This is a genomic window from Paenirhodobacter hankyongi (assembly GCF_003664585.1).
Lineage (GTDB): Bacteria > Pseudomonadota > Alphaproteobacteria > Rhodobacterales > Rhodobacteraceae > Rhodobacter > Rhodobacter hankyongi.
Map to the genome: position 1 here is coordinate 80,692 of NZ_RCHI01000016.1, position 20,445 is coordinate 101,136.

Below are 20,445 nucleotides of genomic sequence, written 5' to 3' on the forward strand. Positions count from 1 at the left end.
CTCGGGCCTCATTCGTCATAGGTGACGACGACGCGCGCGCTCAGCGGCATCGCCTGGCAGGACAGGACATAGCCGGCGCGAACCTCGTAATCTTCGAGCGCGTGGTTGACGACCATCTCGACCTCGCCTTCCAGCACCTTGCAGCGACAGGTGGAACAGACCCCGGCCTTGCACGAATAGGGGGCGTCCATCTTCGCCTCGAGCGCCGCCTCGAGGATCGTCTGCCCCTGGCGCGCCATCTCGAAACTGCGGGTGGCGCCATCCAGCGTCACCGTCGCCTCGGTGCCGGTGCCCGGCGCCACCGCGGTTTTCGACACCGCGCGGGTGCGGGCGCGGCCGGGCTGGCCGCTGGCGAAGAGCTCGAAGCGGATCTGGCTGTCGGCAAGGCCATGGTCGCGCAGCGCCGCGGCAATCGCCAGCATCATCGGTTCGGGACCGCAGATGAAGGCGGTATCCACCGCGCTCGCATCAAGCCAGTGCGCGAACAGCGCCTGCATCTTCGCGGCGTCGATGCGGCCGGTGAACAGGTCGATCTCCTGCCCTTCCTGTTCCAGCACGTGGATGACCGACAGCCGGCCGAGGTGGAGGTTCTTCAGATCCTCCAGCTCCTCGCGGAACATGATCGAGCTGATCTGGCGATTGGCATAGACGAGGGTGAACTTCGACTTCGGCTCGCGCGCCAGCACGGTCTTGATGATCGACAGCAGCGGCGTGATGCCCGAGCCGCCGGCAAAGCCCAGATACTGCTTCTCGGCCTCGGGCTCGATCGGGGTGAAGAACTTGCCCATCGGCGGCATCGCGTCGATCTCGTCGCCGGGGGCGAGGTTCTCGTTCGCCCAGGTCGAGAAGGCGCCGCCATCGACGCGCTTGATGCCGACCTTCAGCACCCCCTCACCCACGCCCGCGCAGATCGAGTAGCTGCGGCGCAGCTCCTCGCCGTCGAAGTCGCGGCGCAGCGTCAGATATTGTCCCTGGGTGAAATCGAACAGGGCGCGGTCCTCGTCCCTGGGGGCGAGGGTGACGACCACGGCGTCGCGGGTTTCGCGGCGCACGTCGGTCACGGTCAGCGGATGGAAGCGTGCCATGCGGGTTCGTTCCTGTGCAGCGGCATCCTCAGATGCACTTGAAATAGTCGAAGGGTTCCAGACAGTCCGTGCAGCGCCAGCTGGCCTTGCAGGGGGTCGAGCCGAACTGGCTGATCTTTTCGGTCCGGGTCGAGCCGCAGCGCGGGCAGGCGATCACCAGGTTCGAGGTGCCCGCCAGCCGCGAGATGCGCCCGGCCAGCCGTCCGTCGGCGGCGGTGCCGTCGACGGGCGGCGCGATGCCATAGGCGCGCAGCTTCTCGCGCGCCGCGGCGGTGATCCAGTCGCTGGTCCAGGGCGGCGACAGCTGCCGCTCCAGCCGCAGCTTGCCGATCCCGTGGCCGCGCAGCGCGGTCTCGATGTCGAGGTTGATGATGCTGGTCGCGGGGCAGCCCGAATAGGTCGGGGTCACCGTGACGACCAGCGTGTCACCCTCCCAGACCAGATCGCGGATGATGCCGAGATCGGTCAGCGAGATCACCGGGATCTCCGGGTCCGGCACCTGGGAAAGCCAGTGCCACACCTCGGAAAGATCGGGCTGAACTGCGGTCATGGCGTTACCAGACGGCGCCCGGATAGGCCCGTTGCAGGAACTGCATCTCGGCCAGGACGAAGCCCAGATGCTCGGTATGCACGCCCCGCTTGCCGCCCTTGTGACTGAACGCCTCGCCCGGATGGGCCAGCGTCGCCTCGGCCAGCACCTCGGACACCGTGCGCTCCCAGGCGGGGCGCAGGCTCGAGGGCAAGGGCGCGATGCCCGCCTGCGCCATCGCCGCGTCGACGGCATCGTCGAGGAACATCTCGCCGGTGTAGGGCCACTGCGATTTCAGCGCCTTTTCCATGCGCGCATGGCTTTCCGCGGTGCCGTCGCCAAGCCGCACCACCAGATCGGCCGAGCGCTCCAGATGATAGGCCACTTCCTTTTCCGCCTTGGCCGCGATCTCGGCCACGCGCGGATCGGCGGAGGATTTCAGCGCCCGCAACAGCTCGATGTGGAAGGCGTCGAACAGGAACTGCCGCATCAGGGTCTGGCCGAAATCGCCGTTCGGGCGCTCGACCAGCAGCAGGTTGCGGAACTCGACCGCATCGCGCAGATAGGCGAGCTGGTCGGCGGTGCGGCCCCGGCCCTCGACCTCGGCGGCAAGGCCCAGCCACAGCTGGCACTGGCCGATCAGGTCCAGCGCCTGGTTGGCCAGCGCGATGTCCTCTTCCAGCACCGGGGCATGGCCGCACCATTCCGAGACGCGATGCCCGAGGATCAGCGCATTGTCGCCAATCCGTTGCAGCCATTCGACAAAGGCTGCCTGATCGACTGCACCGGCCATCACATGTGCCCCACTTCTTCGGGAATGTCGAAGAAGGTCGGGTGGCGATAGACCTTGGCATTCGACGGCTCGAACAGCGGCCCCTTCTCGGACGGGCTCGAGGCGGTGATCGCATTCGACGGCACCACCCAGATCGACACGCCTTCATTGCGGCGGGTGTAGACGTCGCGCGCGTTGCGGATCGCCATCTCGGCATCCGGCGCGTGCAGCGACCCGACGTGGCGGTGGTTCAGGCCGTGCTGGCCGCGGATGAAGATTTCCCACAGGGGCCATTGGCTGGACATGTCTTGCTTCCTCCCGAAGCTGGATAGGGAAAGAGGCGGGCGTAACCGCCCGCGATCGGTTACTCGGCGGCCACGCGGGCGGCGCGGCGGCGGGCCTCGGCCTTTTCGGCATGGGCCATCAGCCCGTCGCGGAACCAGGCTCCGTCCTCCCAGGCCTTGACCCGGGCGCCAAGCCGTTCCTCGTTGCACGGACCGTTGCCGGCGATCACCGCGAAGAACTCGGACCAGTCGGGTTCGCTGAAATCCCAGCCGCCCTTCTCCTCGTTCCAGGCGAGGCTCTCGTCCGGGATCGACAGGCCGAGGTATTTCGCCTGCGGCACGGTCTGATCGACGAATTTCTGCCGCAGCTCGTCATTGGTGTTGATCTTGATCTTCCAGGCCATCGACTGCGCCGAATGGACGCTGTCCTTGTCCGAGGGGCCGAACATCATCAGCGCCGGATACCAGAAGCGGTTGAGCGCATCCTGCGCCATCGCCTTCTGCTCGGGCGTGCCCGCGGCCATCTTCATCATGATGTCGTAGCCCTGCCGCTGGTGGAAGCTCTCCTCCTTGCAGATGCGGATCATCGCGCGGCTGTAGGGGCCATAGGAGGTGCGCTGCAGCGGCACCTGGTTCATGATCGCCGCGCCGTCGACCAGCCAGCCGACCGCGCCGATATCGGCCCAGTTCAGCGTCGGATAGTTGAAGATCGACGAATATTTCATGTTGCCGCTGTGCAGCTTCTCGAGCAGCTCGTCGCGGCTCACGCCGAGCGTCTCGGCGGCGCTGTAGAGATAGAGGCCGTGACCCGCCTCATCCTGCACCTTGGCAAGCAGGATCGCCTTGCGCTCGAGCGTGGGCGCACGGGTGATCCAGTTGCCCTCGGGCAGCTGGCCGACGATCTCGCTGTGGGCGTGCTGGCCGATCTGGCGGATCAGCGTCTTGCGATAGCCCTCGGGCATCCATTCCTTCGGCTCGATCTTCTCGCCGCGGTCGATGCGCTCCTGGAAGGCGATCTCTTCCGGGGTCATTTCCTCGCGGGGCTTGGCCCCTTCGGATTTCACAAGCTGTGCATACATGGCTGGCTTCTCCTCCCTCAGACGCGTTCGATGATGATGGCGATGCCCTGGCCGACGCCGATGCACATGGTGCACAGCGCATAGCGCCCGCCGGTGCGGTGGAGCTGATACATCGCCGTGGTGACCAGACGGGCCCCCGACATGCCGAGCGGATGGCCCAGCGCGATCGCCCCGCCATTGGGGTTCACCTGCGGCGCATCGTCGGGCAGGCCGAGATCGCGCAGCGTGGCCAGCGCCTGGCTGGCAAAGGCCTCGTTCAGCTCGATCACGTCCATCTGCCCGATGCTCAGCCCGGCGCGGGCCAGAACTTTCTTCGCGGCAGGCGCCGGACCGATCCCCATGATCCGGGGTTCGACCCCGGCGGCGGCCATCGCCACGATCCGGGCCCGGGGCGTCAGGCCCTGGGCGCGCGCGGCCTGTTCCGACAGGATCGCCAGCGCCGCCGCCCCGTCATTGACGCCCGAGGCATTGCCGGCCGTCACCGACAGATCCGGCCCGTTCACGCCGCGCAGCTTCGCCAGCATCTCGACCGTGGTGCCCGGGCGCGGATGCTCGTCGGTGTCGACGACGATCGGCGCGCCCTTCTTCTGCGGGATCGTCACCGGGACGATCTCCTCGGCGAAGATCCCGGCCGCCTGCGCCGCCGCCCAGCGTTCCTGCGAGCGCGCCGCGAAAGCGTCCTGATCTTCGCGCGAGATGCCGAAATCGGCGGCGACGTTGTCGGCGGTCTGCGGCATGCTGTCGACGCCGAACCGCGCCTGCATCTTCGGGTTCACGAAGCGCCAGCCGATGGTGGTGTCATAGACCGCATTCGTGCGCGAGAAGGCGCTTTCGGCCTTGGGCATCACGAAGGGGGCGCGCGACATGCTCTCGACACCGCCCGCGATGACGAAGTCGCAGTCGCCCGCCTTGATCGCGCGCGCCGCCATGCCGACCGCATCCATCCCCGAGCCGCACAGACGGTTCACCGTGGTGCCCGGCACGCCGACCGGCATGCCCGCGAGCAGCACCGCCATGCGGCCGACGTTGCGGTTGTCCTCGCCCGCCTGATTGGCGCAGCCATAGATCAGGTCGTCGACCGCCGACCAGTCCACCTGCGGGTTGCGCGCCATCAGCGCAGCCAGCGGCAGCGCCGCAAGATCATCGGCGCGAACCTGCGCCAGCGCCCCGCCATAACGACCGATCGGCGTGCGCACAGCATCGCAGATGAAGGCGTCCAACATGCCTCGCTCCTTCGCATTTCCCGGAAAGGCCGACGATTCTCCCAAATTCGCCGACCGCACGGTCAATGAATATCATCGAAACAATACATGTCAAAGCAATTTTGCCAACATCTTGTAATGTTTTAAGCCAGCCCCCTGCCGGCGCGGGGATCGGCCGCCGCGCATGGTGGTTATCTCAGGCTGTCGAGCCGGGCCGCGCTTGTCGGCGTGGCGGCGGGCAAGGCACCATCCTGATCCTCGAGCACCGCGGCAATCTCCGCCTCGGCGGCCGGCGTCAGATCCAGATAGAGCTGCCGGAACAGCGCCTGCGCCGCCGCCCCGCTCCAGCCCGGCGGCAGCGCCGCCTCGGGCAACAGCGGGTCGCGCAGCAGCGCCCCGCGATAGAGATGCACCAGCAGCAGCCGCGCGGTCAGCGCCTCGGCCGGCGCCAGCCGTCGGCCGGCGCGCAGATCTGCGGCCAGAGGCCCGAACCGGGCGATCATCGCGTCATAGCGCGCGGCAAGCCCGGTCAGATCCCAGAACCGGGCAAGGCCCGGACAATGCGCCGGATCATTGCCGGGGCTGCGCAGCACCAGCGCCGCGCCCGGGGGCAGCTCGCCCCAATCGGGACAGATCCACAGATCGCCGCCCATGCGCGCCAGATGGAACCGCCGCAGGGTCTCCTCGGGGACGTCCTCGGCCGCCAGAACCAGCCAGCCCGCAGGCCGCAACCGGGGCGCATAGAGCAGGCGCGCCGCCTCGGAAAACTCGGCGCGCGCCGCGGGGGCAAGGCGGTAGAAGCTGCGCCGCCCGGCCCGCTCCCCTTCCAGCCGCCCGGCCGCGACAAGGCGCGAGGTCGCGGTGCGCACGAGGTTCTCGCTGATGCCGATCCGGGCGCAGATGCCGATCAGGCTGCCCATCCACAGAACCTCGCCGCGCGGCACCACCACGTCGCCATAGACCGTGACGATGAAGGAGGCCGCCGTCACCGTCAGCCCCGCGGTCAGTTCTGCAACAGCTTCGCCCTGCGTCATGGCCCCCTCTGCGCGGATGATTGCGACCGTTTCGCATAGGCGGCGCGGCCCGCCAAGTCAAACCGCCGCCTCAGTCCGGCGCCTTCAGCCCGGCGCGGGAGATGAAGGCCATGCCCTGCGCGATGTCGTCGTGAACCGCCTGCACGAAAGCCGCGCCGTCGCGCCGTTCCAGCGCGGCGACCACGCTCTTGTGGTGATCGACGGTGCCCGGATCGGTGCCGTATTGCGCCGCGATGTAGCGCATCGACGGCCCGTATTGCAGCCACAGCGCCTCGACCAGGCGCAGCAGCGTGGGCGAGCCGGCCTTGCGATAGATGCGGAAATGAAACTCGAAATTCGTCTGCATGTAACGCGGGATGTCCTGCGCCGCGATCGCCGCGTCCATGGCCGCATCGATCGCCACGAGGAACTCCAGATCGGTCTGGTCGAGCATGGCGAAGGCCATCCGCGCGAGTTCCGGTTCCAGCTGCGAGCGCGCGAAGAGCACGTCGCGGTGATTGGCCAGGTTCAGCTGCGGCACCTCGATGGTGCGGCTGTCGACGAAGCACAGCGCGCCCTCGGCCACCAGCCGGCGCACCGCATCGCGCACCGGGATCACGCTCAGCCCGCGTTCGAGCGCCAGCGCCCGGATCGACACCCGGTCGCCCGGCAGGAAGGCCCCGCCCCAGATCTGCTGCCGCAGCTCGCCATGGACCATGTCGGCGACGGTATCCGGCTGGTAGTTGCTCATTTTTTCATCACCCGTGCATCTGGGAGACCGCGAAAGGCCGGAAGGTATTTGTTATATCATCAGTCTATGTATTATAACATGTGACAGACCAACACCGAAACATGCCATGACCCAGATCCGATTCCGCGCCGAAGCCCCCCGCTTCCGACGCCCCAAAGATACATGCCCCGCGGCGGGCGCGACAGACCATCCCCTGACGCAGGGGGGGCAACGCCTTGGCTGAACCGCATGCAGGCTCCTATTACGCGGCAACCGCCCTGCCCGGCCCGAATTTTGCGCGCCTCGAGGACGAGATCGACACCGATGTCGTGGTGATGGGCGGCGGCTTCACCGGGATCAACGCGGCGATCGAGCTGGCCGAGCGCGGGCTGCGGGTGGTGGTCCTCGAGGCGAACCGGATCGGCTGGGGCGCCTCGGGGCGCAACGGCGGGCAGATCACCGGCTCGCTCTCGGGCGACACCGCGATGCGCAAGGAATTCCGCCGCAGCCTGGGCGACGGGGCTGACGACTACATCTGGTCGCTGCGCTGGCGCGGGCACGACATCATCCGCAGCCGCGTCGCGCGTTTCGGCATCGCCTGCGACCTGAAGCCCGGCCACCTGCAGGCGGCGATGCGCCCCGCCCATGTCACCGAGCTGCGCGCGATGGCCGAGGAGGCCGCGGCCCGCGGCATGGGCGACGAGGTCTCCTGGGTCGAGGGACAGGCGCTGCGCGATCTGGTCGAGAGCCCGATCTATCTCGGCGGCGTCTACAACCGGCGCAACATGCATGTGCATTCGCTCAACCTCGTGCGCGGCGAGGCGCAGGCGGCGGCCACGCTCGGGGTGCGGATCTTCGAGGACAGCAAGGTCGAGGGCATCGAGCACGCCCCCCGGCCGCTGGTGCGCACCCGGCTTGGCCGGGTCCGCTGCGACATGGTGCTGATGGCGGGCAACGCCTATCACCGGCTGGCGCAGGGGCGGATGCGCGGCGCGCTGTTTCCCGCCTCGCTCGGCATCGTCGCGACCGAGCCCCTGCCCGAGGCCACCGCCTGCGCGATCAACCCGCGCGACATCGCGATCTACGACAACCGCTTCATCCTCGACTATCACCGGCTGACCGCCGATCGGCGGCTGCTGTTCGGGGGCGGCACCAATTACACCGGCCGTGACAGCCGCGACCTTGCCGCCGAGCTGCGCCCGGCGATCGAGCGCACCTATCCGCGGCTGAAGGGCGTGCGGATCGACTATCAGTGGTCGGGACAGGCCGGGATCATCCCGAACCGGATCCCGCATCTGGGCCGGATCGCGCCCAATGTCTTCTATGCCGAAGGCTATTCCGGCCACGGCATCGCCACCTCGCATATCGTCGCCGAGATCATGGCCAAGGCGATGACCGGCACGATGGCGGAATTCGACGTTTTCGACGCCGTGCGCCGCCTGCGCCTGCCGATGGGGGCCCGGCTTGCCCATCAGGCGCTGGCGCTCGGCATGGCCTGGTTCGCGCTGAAGGAGCGCCTGCGGTGAGAGAGACCATGAACGACCTGATCGACACGCTGAACGCCCATGACGCGAAAATCGTCCAAGTCGGGCAATTCGACTATGCCTCCATCTTCCGGATGCGCCGCTTCTCGCGCCCCGCCTTCGAGGAGTGGGCGACCGAGCCGCGCTTCTCGAACGTGCTGCCCTATTGGGACCAGACCGACGATCTGTGGACCGGCGAGCGCTTCTTTCCGCAGCAGGTGCGCATCGACCCGGGCTCGATCCGCCGCAACCCGTCGGAGCCCGGCGCGGTGACGCTGATCGCCGAATACGAGGGCACCGAGGCGCCGCTGATGCCGCGCGCGGTGCTGCGCCGTCAGCTCGACCGCGCCGCCGCCATGGGCTTCGAGGTCGAGGCCGCCTTCGAATACGAGGCGCTGATCCTCGAGGAAACCGATGTCACGCTGCGCGAGAAGGGCTTTCGCGGCCTGCAAAGCTTCAACCCCGGGCACAAGTGCTGGTCGGGCGTCACCCATTCCGTCCATGCCGATTTCTTCGCCGGGCTGCAGGCCGAGGTCGAGGGTCATGACATCGCCCTTTATTCCGTCGGCACCGAACTCGGGCCGGGCTGCTTCGAGATCACGCTGGGCCGCGCCGCCGGCATGAAGGCGGCCGACGACGCCTCGTTCTTCCGCATGGCGACCCGCGCCTTCGCCCGCAAGATGGGCAAGACGGCAAGCTTCATGGCCTATCTCGGCGAGGGGCTGCCCGGCACCGGCGGCCATTGCACGATGAGCCTGCGCGACAGGGCGACGGGGCGCAACCTTTTCGCCGCGCAGGACGGGCGCACCACCGCGCTGGCCGGGCAGTTCGTCGCCGGGATGATGCAGATCGTGCCGCAGGCCTTTGCGCTCTGCACCTCGAGCGTCAACGCCTTCCGCCGGCTGGCGCCGGGCAGCTGGGCGCCGAAGGCGCTGACCTGGGCCGAGCAGCCGCACACCGTGGCGGTGCGCTCGGCGCCGAACGCGAATGACCGCGCGCGGCTCGAATTCCGGGTGCCGCCCTCGGATGCCAATGCCTATCTGGTGATGGCGCTGATGCTCGGCGCCGGGCTCGACGGGATCGAGCGGCAGCTGCCGGTGCCGCCGCAATCCGAAAACGCCCATCCCGATTTCATCCCCGAGGGCGCCGAGCGCTTCCCGCGCGACCTGATCGAGGCCGCCGACCGGCTGGCGGTGTCGGAAGATGCGAAGCGCCTGTTCGGCGCCGAATTCGTCGGGAATTTCGCCGCGACCTGCCGGCACGAATATGCCGCGCTCGCCCGCGCCGTCAGCGCCGAGGAACGCGCGCGCTACCTCGAGGGCTGAGAACACCTCGTCGCCCTGCGCCGCGCTTGCGCGAAGCGTCAGGCTCTGCGCGGGCCGCGCACGTCGCGAGCAGGACGACGAACACGTCCCCCAAGCGGGCAAGCACTCGCGGGCCGGCCATCAAGCGCATCTCCCATCTGCGGCCCGGACACCGAAGGCGCGCGGTCGATCTCGGCGTCGACGCCAACCTTCATGCCGGGCTGTCGGACATGCCCGGTCAGGACGTCAGCGCCAGACGATCCAGGTTCTGTTCCAGGCGCGGCGCCCGATGGGGGATTTCAGGATCGGCTGACGGCGTGCACGACCGCAAAGACCGCGCCCGCGGTCCGCGCCGTGCGGATCTTCCGGGCAACGGCGGTCTCGCGCCGTCTCAGAGAGCGGGCCTTGCGTAATGCACCTTGCCGCGCGAGAGCGTCAGGTCGACGGGGGCGCGGCTGTCGGTGACCAGATGGTCGATCTCGTCCGGGCGGCAGATCGTCACCCGGCTTTCCACGCCGATCTTGTCGGCATGGCACAGCATGATGCAGGCCCGGGCGCGGCGCATCATCGTGCGGGCCACCTCGGCCTCGTGGATCTCGTAATCCGTGGCGCCGCGGGCCGGATGCAGCCCCACCGGCGAGATCACCGCGAAATCGGCCAGAAAGCGGTCGATCTCGGCGAGCGTCATCTCGCCATAGGTTGCGGGCACGTCGCTGTGCGGCCGCCCGCCCAGCAGCAGCGTGTCGCAACTGTCGACCGGCGCGGTGATCTGCGCGATCTCCATCGAATTGGTGATGATCCGCATGTTGCCGCGGCGCGCAAGCTCCTGTGCGAAGGCAAGGGTCGTGGTGCCGGCATCGATGAACAGGGTCGAGCCCGGCGGGATCAGATCGCAGGCGCAGATGCCGATCGCCGTCTTGAATTCGGATTGCACCCCGCGCCGCTCGTGGAAGGCTGGCTCGGGGGCAAGGTCGGCGCGGCGCTGCATCGCGCCCCCATGCACGCGCAGGATGTCGCCGTCCTCTTCCATCTCGAGCAGGTCGCGCCGCACCGTCTCGCGCGAGACATCGAAGAGCTGGGCGAGGGTGTTGGTATAGACCTTGCCGTCGCGCCCGAGGATCTCGAGGATCTTCGACTTCCGTTCATGCGCCCACATCGCTGCTCTCCTTCGTTTCATGACCTGTAGCATGTGCATGGCGGGGCGTCATCGATTTTGCGTTTATGTGCATCACTGTGTCTTTTGTCGTGTTTTTTGCGCATTTAATTGGCAAATGAGGAGATTCCTTGCGGATATATTAGTCAACTTATGGATTTACGTGCTCTTCTTTTTGTTTTTTGTGGTTTTCCGCGGTGTCCTTGCTGCAATCTGCCTGCAAGACCCAATGATTCCACAAGAACTGAAGAGGCACCCGATCATGCTGAACCTGACAGAGGCGCTGCATTTCGCCAATGAGACCGCCGACGAGGCGGGCAGGATCGCGCGGGAGCATTTCCGCCATCCGCTGGCCGTCGAGCACAAGGCAGACGACAGCCCGGTGACGGTGGCTGATCGCGGCATCGAGGCCTTCGTGCGCGCCCGGATCGGCACCGCCTATCCCGACCACGGCATCTATGGCGAGGAAGAGGGGCCGGTGAACCTCGACCGGCCGCATGTCTGGGTGGTCGATCCGATCGACGGCACGAAGAGCTTCGTCACCGGCCATCCGCTCTTCGGCGGGCTGATGGCGCTGCTCGAGGACGGCAAGCCCTGCCTTGGGATGATCAACATGCCGGTGACCGGCGAGCGCTGGTGCGGGTTGCGCGGAGAGCAGACCACGCTGAACGGCGTGCCGTGCCGTACCAGCGGGCGCAAGGATCTGGCCGAGGCCTTTGCCTATACCACCGACCCGCTGCTGTTCACTGGCCCGAAGGCACCGGTGTTCGAGATGCTGCGCGAGACGGTGCGGATGATCCGCTTCGGCGGCGATTGCTACAACTATGCGCTGCTCGCCTCGGGCTGGTGCGATCTCGTGCTCGAGACCGGCCTCGAACCCTATGACTACCTGCCGGTGGTGCAGGTGGTGCGCGGCGCGGGGGGCGTCATCACCGACTGGGAGGGGGGCGAGCTGAGCACCTCCTCGCGCGGCGATGTGCTGGCCTCGGCCACCCCGGAACTGCATGCGGCAATGCTCGACCGGCTGGCCGGGCTGCGCGCGACACAGGCGGCGTGACGATCACGCCAACCCAAGACGACAAGACCGAAAAACACACAAAAAACCACAAGACCCAACAGGAGACTGACAGCATGGAAAGACGACAGTTCCTTCGGTACGGCGCCATGGTGGGGGCGGCCTTCGCCGCGCCCCGGATCAACCCCGACTTCCTCTTCAGCTCGGCCCGCGCCGCGGACATGCGGCCGCTGACCTTCCTCTCGGCCGAGAACATCACCGGCAACTGGGACCCGACCTCGCACACGACTCTGTCGCAGTCGAACATCGAGGGCTTCGTCATGGGCTTCCTGACCCGGGCCCCGATGCGCCCCGAAAACCCCGACGAGGTGATCTACGAGCTTGCCACCTCGATCCGCGAGATCGACGCGCATCACCTCGAGATCAAGCTGCGCGAGGGCGTCACCTTCCACGATGGCAAGCCCTTCACCGCCGAGGACGTGAAGGCGACCTTCGACTATGGTGCGCAGCCCGACCGGCCGAAGCAGGTCTATCCCGGCCCGACCGGCAGCTTCGAGATCACCACCCCCGATGACTATACCGTCATCGTCGACACCTCGAAGGGCGGCTACGGCGCCTCGCTGTTCATCTTCCTCGCCTCCTATCTGCCGATCCTGTCGGCCAAGGACGTGGCCGAGGGGCCGAAGGGCGCGCTGACGCAGCGGCTGAACGGCACCGGGCCGTTCAGGTTCGTCGAACAGCGCGGCAACGACACGGTGATGGAGGCCTTCCCGGGCTACTTCAAGGGCGCGCCGAAGATCGCGGGCGTCACCTTCTCCTTCGTCGGCGATGCGACCACGCGGATGCTGTCGCTGATGAACGGCCAGGCCGACGTCATCGAACGTCTCGAACCGGAACAGGTCGAGACGCTGGAAAAGGAAAAGAGCATCAAGCTCTCGCGCCTCGTCTCGGTCGAGAACAAGTACCTGTGGTTCCGCTGCTCGAAACCGCCGTTCAACGACCCGCGCCTGCGCAAGGCGGCCGCCCATGCGATCGACCGCGACATGATCATGGAAGTGATGGGCTCGGCCGGGCATGCCTCGTCGAACTTCATCTCGCCGATCAAGTTCGGCTATGTCGACCTGCCGAACTATCCGAAATACGACCCCGACGAATGCCAGCGCCTGCTGGCCGAGGCGGGCTTCCCGGGCGGCAAGGGCCTGCCGGAGCTCGAATACATCACCTCGACCGGCTTCTATCCGAAGACCAAGGAATATGGCGAGGTGATCGCCGCGATGCTGCAGGAACAGGGCTTCCCGGTGACGCTGAACGTGATGGAGGTCGCCGCCTGGAACGAGCGCCTCTATGACCGTCCCGGCGGCGGCCCGGGCCACATGGTCGACTGCGGCTGGTCGACCGGCTCGCCCGAGCCCGACCTGGTGCTGCGCACGCATTTCCATTCGAGTTCGAAGCGGATCTGCGGCATCGAGGACCCCGAGATCGACGCGGCGCTCGATGCCGAGCGCAACGCCCCCTCGCTCGAGGCGCGCAAGGAATCGCTGCAGACCAACCTGATGCCGATGCTGGCCGACAAGGTTCCGGCGCTGAGCCTGTTCACCTCGGTGCTGATCCACGGCATGCGCGCCGATGTGCAGGATCTGTTCATCTACCCCGACGGGCTGAGCGACGCCTCGAAGACCACGCTCGGTTGATCCCTGCCGGGGCCGCGCAGGCGGCCCCGGTTTCCCCGACAGCCACGAAGCCCGGAGCAGTCGATGCCCATTCTCCGTTTCCTCGTGCGCCGGCTCTTCCAGGGGGCGATCATCGTCTTCCTGGTCTCGGCGCTGATCTTCACCCTGCTGCGCATCGTCCCCGGCGATCCGGTGCGGCTGATGGCCGGCGGCATGGCGCCCGAGGCGCTGATCGAGCAGATCGCGACCGAGATGGGCCTGCGCGACCCGATCTACGAGCAGTTCGGCCGCTATGTCGGCGGCGTGCTGCAAGGCGATCTGGGGCAAAGCTTCGTGCGCCCGGCGAATGGCGCGGCGGTCGGCGGCGCGAGTTTCGACGACAGCACCCGCTCCGAGCGCGCCAAGGTGCTTGACCTGATCGCGCAGACCGCGCCGAAGACGATCCAGCTTGCCCTTCTGGCCATGGTCTTCGCGCTGATCATCGCGGTGCCGATCGGGGTCTGGGGCGGGCTCAACCCGGGGCGGCTGCCGGACCGACTGGCGCTTTATCTGTCCTCGCTGCTCGTCAGCCTGCCGAACTTCTGGCTGGGCATCGTGCTTGCTCTGCTGCTTTCGGTGAAGCTGAACCTGCTGCCGGCGATCGGCTACAAGGGCTTTGCCTACACGATCCTGCCGGCCTTCGTGCTGGCGCTCGAGATTGCCCCCTTCATCATCCGCAACCTCTCGGTCTCGGTCGCCGGGGTGATGGGGCAGAATTTCATCGACATCGCCCGGGTGCGCGGGCTGACCCGCAACCAGATCGTCTTTCGCCACGCGATGAAAAACTCGGCGGTGCCGCTTCTGAACCTGCTCGGCGTGCAGTTCTCGATGTTGCTGGGCGGCGTTCTCGTGATCGAATTCATCTTCGACTATCCGGGGCTTGGCCTCTTGACGATCAATGCCGTGATGCAGCGTGACTTTCCGCTGATCCAGGGCATCGCCGTCGTCACCGCCGCGGCCTTCGTCCTCATCAACATCGTCGTCGACCTGCTGGCGACGACCATCGACCCGAGGCTCGACTACTGATGAGCAGCATCGACATCACCCCGCCCCGCGCCGCTGTCCGGGAAAAGACCGTTTCCGCCCGGATCTGGCAGCTCGCGCTCTCCTCGGTCGAGTTCCGCATCGGCCTCGTCGTCTTCACCGTGCTGCTGCTGGCCACGCTGTTCTATCCGTGGCTGAGCGGCATCGACCCGCTGAAGATGGCGATCCGCGAAAAGCTTCTGCCGCCGCTCTTCCTCGGCGAGGGCTGGAGCTGGGCGCATCCGCTCGGCACCGACCAGCTGGGCCGCGACATGCTGGCGCGCGCGCTCGTCGGGCTGCGCTACTCGCTGCTGATCGGGATCTCGACGACGGTCCTGATGGTGCTGATCGGCGCGATGGTCGGGCTCTTTGCCGGCTATTACGGCGGCCGGGTCGACACCGTGCTGATGCGGCTCACCGATGCCCAGCTGTCGATCCCGATGATCATCCTCGCGATCACCATTCTCGGCGTCTCGCGTCCGACGATCCCGGCGATCATCGTCGTGCTGGGCCTCGCGGGCTGGCCGGTCTATGCGCGGGTCATGCGCTCGACGGTGATGGCCGAGCGCAAGAAGGAATACGTGCGCGGCGCGATGGTGCTGGGTGCCACTGATCTGCGGATCATGTTCAGCCTGATCCTGCCGCTCGTGCTGCCGCCGATGTGCTTCGTCGCGGTGCTCGACATCGCGCGGATGATGATCTTCGAAAGCGTGCTCGGCTTTCTCGGCCTCGGCGTGCAGCCGCCCACCCCCACCTTCGGCAACATCATCGCCGACGGCCGGAAATACCTGATGAACGCCTGGTGGATCGCCACCATGCCCGGCGTGTTCCTCGTGCTGACGCTGACCAGCATCAACCTGATGGGCGCCGCGCTCGAACGCGCCCGCAACGCGATCTACGGAGGTGCGTGAGATGTCGCTCGACATGGTCCGGAACGAGGTGTTGCTGTCGGTGCGCGATCTGTCGGTCGCGGCGGAGGAAGGGGGCGGTGCGCTGCGCCCGATCCTCGACCGGATTTCCTTCGATCTGGCGCCGCGCCAGATCCTGTCGGTGATCGGCGAAAGCGGGTCCGGCAAGACGGTGCTCGCCCGCACGATCGCGAACTGGCTCTCCGCGCCGCTCAGGGTCACCGGGGGAGAGGTGCTATTTCGCGGCCGCGACCTGCTGGCCGATCCCATCCACGCGCGCAGCCTGGCCGGGCGCGAGATCGCCTATGTCGGCGGCAACCCGGCCGGTGCGCTCGATCCGACGATGACGGTGGGCGCCCAGCTGGTCGAGAAGCTGCGCGCCGTGCGCCCCGAGATCACCCCCGCCGAGGCGAAGGACAAGGCGATCCGGCTGCTGTCAGCGGTGCGCATCCCCGCCGCCGCGCGGCGCTTCCACGAATACCCGTTCCAGTATTCGGGCGGCATGATGCAGCGCGCGATGATCGTCGATGCGCTGATCTCGGACCCGGCGCTGCTGATCGCCGACAACATCACGCAGCCGCTCGACGTCACCGTGGCGGCGCAGATCCTCAAGCTGATGCGCGAGCTCAACGCCGAGTTCTCTACCGCGATCCTGTTCATCTGCTCCTCGCTGCCGGTGGCCTGCGATGCCTCGGACGAGGTGATGGTGCTGCATCAGGGCCGGGTGGTGGAGCGACAGGCGCCCGCGGCCCTCGTCACCCGGCCCGAACACGGCTATACCCGCGCCCTGATCGCCGAGCTGCCGACGCTGTGGCAGGGCGGCCCCGAGGGGCGCGACGAGCGCCAAAGGCGCGACCAGCGCGCGATCATGTCGGTCAACGGCGTCTCGAAGGCCTACGAGACCCGCGGCAAGAGCGGCAAGGCGCTGGTGCAGGCGGTGCGCGACGTCACCTTCGACGTCTTCCCGGGCGACAATTTCGGCATCGTGGGCGAATCCGGCTGCGGCAAGTCCTCGCTGATGCGGCTGCTCACCGGGCTCGAACGCCCCGATGGCGGCACGATCCTGTTCGAGGGCGAGAATGTCGGCGCGGCCAGCCCGGCGCGCCTGCGCGAGCTGCGCCGCAAGTTCCAGCTGGTGCTGCAGGATCCCTATGGCTCGCTGCCGCCGCAAAGCGCGATCGGCGCGATCCTCGAGGAGCCGCTGAAGATCCACCGCATCGGCACCCCGGCCGAGCGGCGCGAGCGCGCCCGCGCGGTGATGAGCGAGGTGGGGCTTCCCGCCGACATCTACGAGAGCCTGCCGACCGGGCTTTCGGCGGGCCAGCGCCAGCGTCTCAACGTCGCCCGCGCGATGATCCTGGAGCCGCGACTGCTCATCATGGACGAGACGCTCTCGGCGCTCGACCAGACCGAGCAGGGCAAGCTTCTGGATCTGTTCGAGCGGCTGCAGGCGCAGCACGGCTTCACCTATATCTTCATCTCGCATGACATGACGATGGTGCGGCAGGTCTGTTCGCGCATCGCGGTGATGTATCTGGGCGAGACCGTCGAGGTGGCCCCGAACGAGCGGCTGTTCTTCGAGCCGGGTCACCCCTACACCCGGGCGCTGCTCTCCGCCGCGCCGACGCTCGAACCGCGCCGCTACCGGCCCGAGGACTGCCTGCTCGACGGCGAACCGCCGAGCCCGATCGACCTGCCGCCGGGCTGCGCCTTCGCCTCGCGCTGCCCGAGTGTCACCGCTCGCTGCCGCGCCGAGAACCCGGCGCTGCGCACCCGCGGGGGGCAGGCGCTCGCCGCCTGTTTCCTCGTTCCCGACCCTTCCGTGACTTTCGATGAACCGATGGAGAAATCCGATGTCTGACACCCTTGAGCTCGCGCAGATCGACGCAGGCCTCTTTCAAACCCTGATGGATAAGGTCTCCGAATTCGGCTCGACCGGGGATGGCGGGGTCGACCGTCCGGTGCTGACCGACGCCCACAAGGCGGCGCGCGACTGGTTCATCTCGGAACTGACGGCGCGCGGCTATACCGTGGTGATCGACGACATCGGCAACCTGTTCGGCCGCATTGATCTGGCCGGGCCTGACGCGCCGCTGGTCATGCTGGGCTCGCATCTCGACAGCCAGCCGAAGGGCGGTCGCTTCGACGGCGCCTATGGCGTGATGGCGGCGCTGGCGGCCGTCGAAACCTGGCGCGCGACTGCCGCGGCGCAGGGCATCGCGCCGAAATGCAACTATGTCGTCGCCGACTGGATGAACGAGGAGGGGGCGCGGTTTCAGCCCTCGCTTCTCGGCTCTTCGGTCTGGGCGGGGCTGGTCGAGCGGGACTGGGCGCTCGAACGGCGCGACCGCGACGGCAAGAGCGTGGGCGAGGAGCTGGTGCGCACCGGGTTCAACGGCACCGGCGTGATGCCGAAGCCCGACCTCTATCTGGAGATCCACATCGAGGGGGATTCGAAGATGGAACAGGCCGGCGCCCGGATCGCCCCCTATGCCCGCCACTGGGGCGCCTACAAGGTCCGCATCGAGGTCACCGGCGAGCAGAACCACACCGGCCCGACCCCGATGGAAGAGCGCAAGGACGCCGTTCTCGGCGCGGCCCTCATCATCGCCAAGGTGCGCGAGCTGGCCGAGACTGCGGCCGATACGCTGTATACCTCGGTGGCGCGGGTCGACATCTCGCCGAACTCGCCCAATATCGTGCCCGGCAAGGCGATCCTCTTCGCCGAGCTGCGCTCGCCCGAACAGGCGATGCTCGACTGGTCGCTCGGCGAGCTGCGCAAGGCGCTGCCGGGGCTTGCCGCGCAGGCGAATGTCAGCGCCGAGATCGCGGCGATCGACGAGCGCCCGGCGGGCCGGTTCGATCCGCGGCTGGTGAAGCTGACCGAGCAGGCCGCCGATGCCTTCGGCTATCCGCGGATGGAGCTCGACACCGTCGGCGGCCATGACGCGGTTGCGGTGAACGCGATCCTGCCGGCGATCGTCATCGCGGTGCCCTCGGTCAACGGGGTGATCCACCGCAACGACGAATACACCTCGCCCGAGGATCTGGCGGCGGGCTGCGATGTCTTCGTCGACATCGTGCGGCGCGTCGATCAGGCGGGCGGCGATCTCGACAAGGCCGTGGGGGCGAACGCATGACGGGGGCGCTGGTCACATCTGACGATCTGGCCGCCGCCTGCCGGGCTGCGGGCCTGCCCGGGGGGGCGCCGGTCGCGCCCGGTCCGGGGCCGCTTGCCTCGCCCAGCTACAAGGCGCTTGAAAGCGCCTCGGTCTTCGTCGAGGCGCCCACGGGGCCGGTCTTTGTCAAGGTCATGCACCCCGAGATGCGGGCGGGCTTCGATCTGCCGGCGGCGATGAGCCTTGCCCGCGCCGCGGGTGCGGCGGGCGTCGGTCCGCGCGTGCTTTGGGCCGATGCCGGGGCCGGGGCGATCGCGATGGAGGCTTTGCTGCCCGCCGCGGGCTGGCGCGGGGCCAATCAGGCGGTGTTGCAGGATCCGGCGGTGCTGGCCGCCGCGATGGCGGCGCTGCGCGCGCTGCAGGCCACCGCGCCGCTTGCGCACCGCTTCGATCCCTTCGCCGAGATCGACCGGCTGATCGCGGGCTTTGCCGCGATCGGCGCGCCGCTGCCTGCCGACACCGGCTGGCTGCGCGCGGTCATCGCGCTGTGCGAACCGATGATGGACGACGCCGTTCTGGCGCCCTGCCGCAACGACGGATCGGCCTCGAACCTGCTGGTCGGGCCGGGCGGCGTGCGGCTGATCGACTTCGACCGGGCCGGGATGATGGACCCGCTTTACGAGGTCGGCGCGCTGCTGGCCGAGGTCACCGATTTCGAGACCGACATGATGCCCGGCTTCGTCGCCTATCTGGGCGGCTTCGACGCGGTGGCCTTTGCCCGCGCGCGGCTGTGGTCCTTTGTCGACGACATGCTGCACGGGCTGTGGTCGCGGCTGCAGGCGCATCGCTCGGTGCGCGGCGGCGTCGAATGGCAGAAATACGGCGAATGGCGGCTGATGCGGCTGCGCCTTGCGCTGAACCATCCGGGGTTCGAGGAAAAGATCCGCATCGTCAGGGGGCAGGCATGATGAAACCTCTGGGCACGGCGGCGACGCCGATGGAGGAAACGATCGAGGCCGTCATCCTCGAGGCGCCGCTGTTCCGCGGCGGGCACGGGATGGTCTATGGCCCGGTCTCGGGCGGGATCTCGAACGAGAACTGGCGCGTCACCGCCACCGATGGTGGCGGCGACTGGTTCGTGAAGGTGCCGGGCAACGGCACCGAGATGTTCATCGACCGCGTTGCGGCCTTCGATGCCGCGCGCAAGGCGGCGGCGGCGGGGCTTGGGCCGCGGGTCTATGAGGACCTCGCGCACAAGGGCATCGAGATCAACGATTTCCTGCCCGACCGGCGGCCCTCGACGCACAGCGATTTCGCCGATCCGGCAAAGCGGCGCGCGGCGATCGCGGCCTATCGCAGGATGCACGGCATGCCCGCGCTCGGCCTGACGAAGACGGTCTTCGACATGATCGACGAGCACGCCGCGCAGGTGGCGGACCTCGGCGCGCCGCATTACCGCGACGAGGCCTGGGTGATGTTCAACGCCGGTCTGGCGCGGCAGGCGCTCGAGGCTTCCGGGCTTGATCTGGTGCCCTCGTTCAACGATCCGATGCCGGGGAATTTCATGATCGGCCCCGACGGCTCGGTGATGCTGATCGACTATGAATACGCCTCGATGAACGATCGCTGCTATGACCTCGGCATCTGGTTCGGCGAGATGTTCTTCACGCCCGAGCAGGAGCTCGAGCTGATCGAGGACTATTTCGGCGAGGTCCGGCGCGACATCGTCGCCCGCGTCACCGTGCACAAGGCGCTGGCGGATGTGAAATGGGCGCTGTGGTCGATGGTGCAACTGAAAGTCTCGCGCCTCGATTTCGACTTCCATAAATATGGGGTATGGAAGCTGATGCGTTTCCGCCAGATCACCGGCCACCCGGACTGGCCCACGCATCTGCGCAACCTGTGAGGCGGTGATGGGATATCAGGCAGTTGCGCGCGGCGAGCGGTTCCGTTTCGGCACGCTTGCCGCGGTGATGGCGGCGGCAACGCCGGAGCGG

General features: G+C 67.7%; 19 protein-coding genes. 10 read left to right on the forward strand and 9 right to left on the reverse strand.

The genetic code is table 11. From position 1 onward, the window contains the following. Positions 1 to 8: 8 nt before the first annotated feature. The 8 genes from paaE to DYS74_RS14975 all read right to left on the reverse strand — a co-directional run bounded on the left by paaE (position 9) and on the right by DYS74_RS14975 (position 6,715). Positions 9 to 1,085 (reverse strand): 1,2-phenylacetyl-CoA epoxidase subunit PaaE, encoded by a 1,077-nt coding sequence (gene paaE, locus DYS74_RS14940; protein WP_121534487.1) that lies wholly within the window; start codon positions 1,083 to 1,085, stop codon positions 9 to 11. Positions 1,086 to 1,113: 28 nt separating this feature from the next. Next, on the reverse strand, positions 1,114 to 1,635 hold the full coding sequence (gene paaD / locus DYS74_RS14945; protein ID WP_121534488.1) for a 1,2-phenylacetyl-CoA epoxidase subunit PaaD: 522 nt from the start codon (positions 1,633 to 1,635) through the stop codon (positions 1,114 to 1,116). Between the two features lie 4 nt (positions 1,636 to 1,639). Then, entirely contained in the window at positions 1,640 to 2,407 is a 768-nt protein-coding gene (gene paaC, locus DYS74_RS14950; protein ID WP_121534489.1) for a 1,2-phenylacetyl-CoA epoxidase subunit PaaC, read from the reverse strand. Further along, positions 2,407 to 2,691, reverse strand: coding sequence for a 1,2-phenylacetyl-CoA epoxidase subunit PaaB (gene paaB / locus DYS74_RS14955; RefSeq protein ID WP_121534490.1), 285 nt, complete (start codon positions 2,689 to 2,691; stop codon positions 2,407 to 2,409). The genes paaC and paaB overlap by 1 nt, the downstream gene beginning before the upstream one ends. 59 nt (positions 2,692 to 2,750) lie before the next feature. Further along, complete coding sequence (paaA, locus tag DYS74_RS14960) at positions 2,751 to 3,749, reverse strand: 1,2-phenylacetyl-CoA epoxidase subunit PaaA (protein WP_121534491.1); 999 nt, start codon at positions 3,747 to 3,749, stop codon at positions 2,751 to 2,753. 17 nt (positions 3,750 to 3,766) lie between these two features. Further along, a complete protein-coding gene (pcaF, locus tag DYS74_RS14965) occupies positions 3,767 to 4,969 on the reverse strand; it encodes a 3-oxoadipyl-CoA thiolase (RefSeq protein WP_121534511.1) in 1,203 nt (400 codons plus the stop codon). Positions 4,970 to 5,142: 173 nt separating this feature from the next. Beyond that, entirely contained in the window at positions 5,143 to 5,985 is an 843-nt protein-coding gene (locus DYS74_RS14970) for a PaaX family transcriptional regulator C-terminal domain-containing protein (protein ID WP_121534492.1), read from the reverse strand. A 70-nt stretch (positions 5,986 to 6,055) separates the two neighbouring features. Next, positions 6,056 to 6,715, reverse strand: coding sequence for a GntR family transcriptional regulator (locus DYS74_RS14975; RefSeq protein WP_121534493.1), 660 nt, complete (start codon positions 6,713 to 6,715; stop codon positions 6,056 to 6,058). A gap of 215 nt (positions 6,716 to 6,930) precedes the next feature. On the opposite strand from DYS74_RS14975, the gene DYS74_RS14980 reads away from it, so the two are divergent. Further along, positions 6,931 to 8,220 carry an NAD(P)/FAD-dependent oxidoreductase gene (locus DYS74_RS14980; RefSeq protein ID WP_121534494.1) on the forward strand — a complete coding sequence of 430 codons (1,290 nt, stop codon included), beginning with the start codon at positions 6,931 to 6,933 and terminating at the stop codon, positions 8,218 to 8,220. Positions 8,221 to 8,228: 8 nt separating this feature from the next. Next, complete coding sequence (locus DYS74_RS14985; protein ID WP_121534495.1) at positions 8,229 to 9,542, forward strand: hypothetical protein; 1,314 nt, start codon at positions 8,229 to 8,231, stop codon at positions 9,540 to 9,542. Between the two features lie 370 nt (positions 9,543 to 9,912). On the opposite strand, the gene DYS74_RS14990 is transcribed toward DYS74_RS14985, so the two are convergent. After that, on the reverse strand, positions 9,913 to 10,677 hold the full coding sequence (locus DYS74_RS14990; RefSeq protein WP_121534496.1) for a DeoR/GlpR family DNA-binding transcription regulator: 765 nt from the start codon (positions 10,675 to 10,677) through the stop codon (positions 9,913 to 9,915). Positions 10,678 to 10,936: 259 nt separating this feature from the next. Between DYS74_RS14990 and DYS74_RS14995 the strand changes: the two genes are divergently transcribed. From DYS74_RS14995 to DYS74_RS15030, 8 genes are all read left to right on the forward strand, one after another. Further along, positions 10,937 to 11,731, forward strand: a complete 795-nt coding sequence (locus DYS74_RS14995) for an inositol monophosphatase family protein (protein ID WP_121534497.1) — start codon at positions 10,937 to 10,939, stop codon at positions 11,729 to 11,731. Positions 11,732 to 11,805: 74 nt separating this feature from the next. Beyond that, on the forward strand, positions 11,806 to 13,380 hold the full coding sequence (locus tag DYS74_RS15000) for an ABC transporter substrate-binding protein (RefSeq protein ID WP_121534498.1): 1,575 nt from the start codon (positions 11,806 to 11,808) through the stop codon (positions 13,378 to 13,380). Between the two features lie 63 nt (positions 13,381 to 13,443). Next, positions 13,444 to 14,424, forward strand: a complete 981-nt coding sequence (locus DYS74_RS15005; RefSeq protein WP_121534499.1) for an ABC transporter permease — start codon at positions 13,444 to 13,446, stop codon at positions 14,422 to 14,424. Then, positions 14,424 to 15,332 (forward strand): ABC transporter permease, encoded by a 909-nt coding sequence (locus tag DYS74_RS15010; RefSeq protein WP_121534500.1) that lies wholly within the window; start codon positions 14,424 to 14,426, stop codon positions 15,330 to 15,332. Before DYS74_RS15005 ends, DYS74_RS15010 begins: the two co-directional genes overlap by 1 nt. A 1-nt stretch (position 15,333) precedes the next feature. Continuing rightward, positions 15,334 to 17,190 carry an ABC transporter ATP-binding protein gene (locus tag DYS74_RS15015; RefSeq protein WP_121534501.1) on the forward strand — a complete coding sequence of 619 codons (1,857 nt, stop codon included), beginning with the start codon at positions 15,334 to 15,336 and terminating at the stop codon, positions 17,188 to 17,190. Beyond that, positions 17,183 to 18,469 (forward strand): Zn-dependent hydrolase, encoded by a 1,287-nt coding sequence (locus DYS74_RS15020; RefSeq protein ID WP_121534502.1) that lies wholly within the window; start codon positions 17,183 to 17,185, stop codon positions 18,467 to 18,469. The genes DYS74_RS15015 and DYS74_RS15020 overlap by 8 nt, the downstream gene beginning before the upstream one ends. Continuing rightward, complete coding sequence (locus DYS74_RS15025) at positions 18,466 to 19,416, forward strand: phosphotransferase family protein (RefSeq protein WP_121534503.1); 951 nt, start codon at positions 18,466 to 18,468, stop codon at positions 19,414 to 19,416. Before DYS74_RS15020 ends, DYS74_RS15025 begins: the two co-directional genes overlap by 4 nt. After that, a complete protein-coding gene (locus DYS74_RS15030) occupies positions 19,413 to 20,354 on the forward strand; it encodes a choline kinase family protein (RefSeq protein ID WP_121534504.1) in 942 nt (313 codons plus the stop codon). Before DYS74_RS15025 ends, DYS74_RS15030 begins: the two co-directional genes overlap by 4 nt. Positions 20,355 to 20,445: the final 91 nt, after the last annotated feature.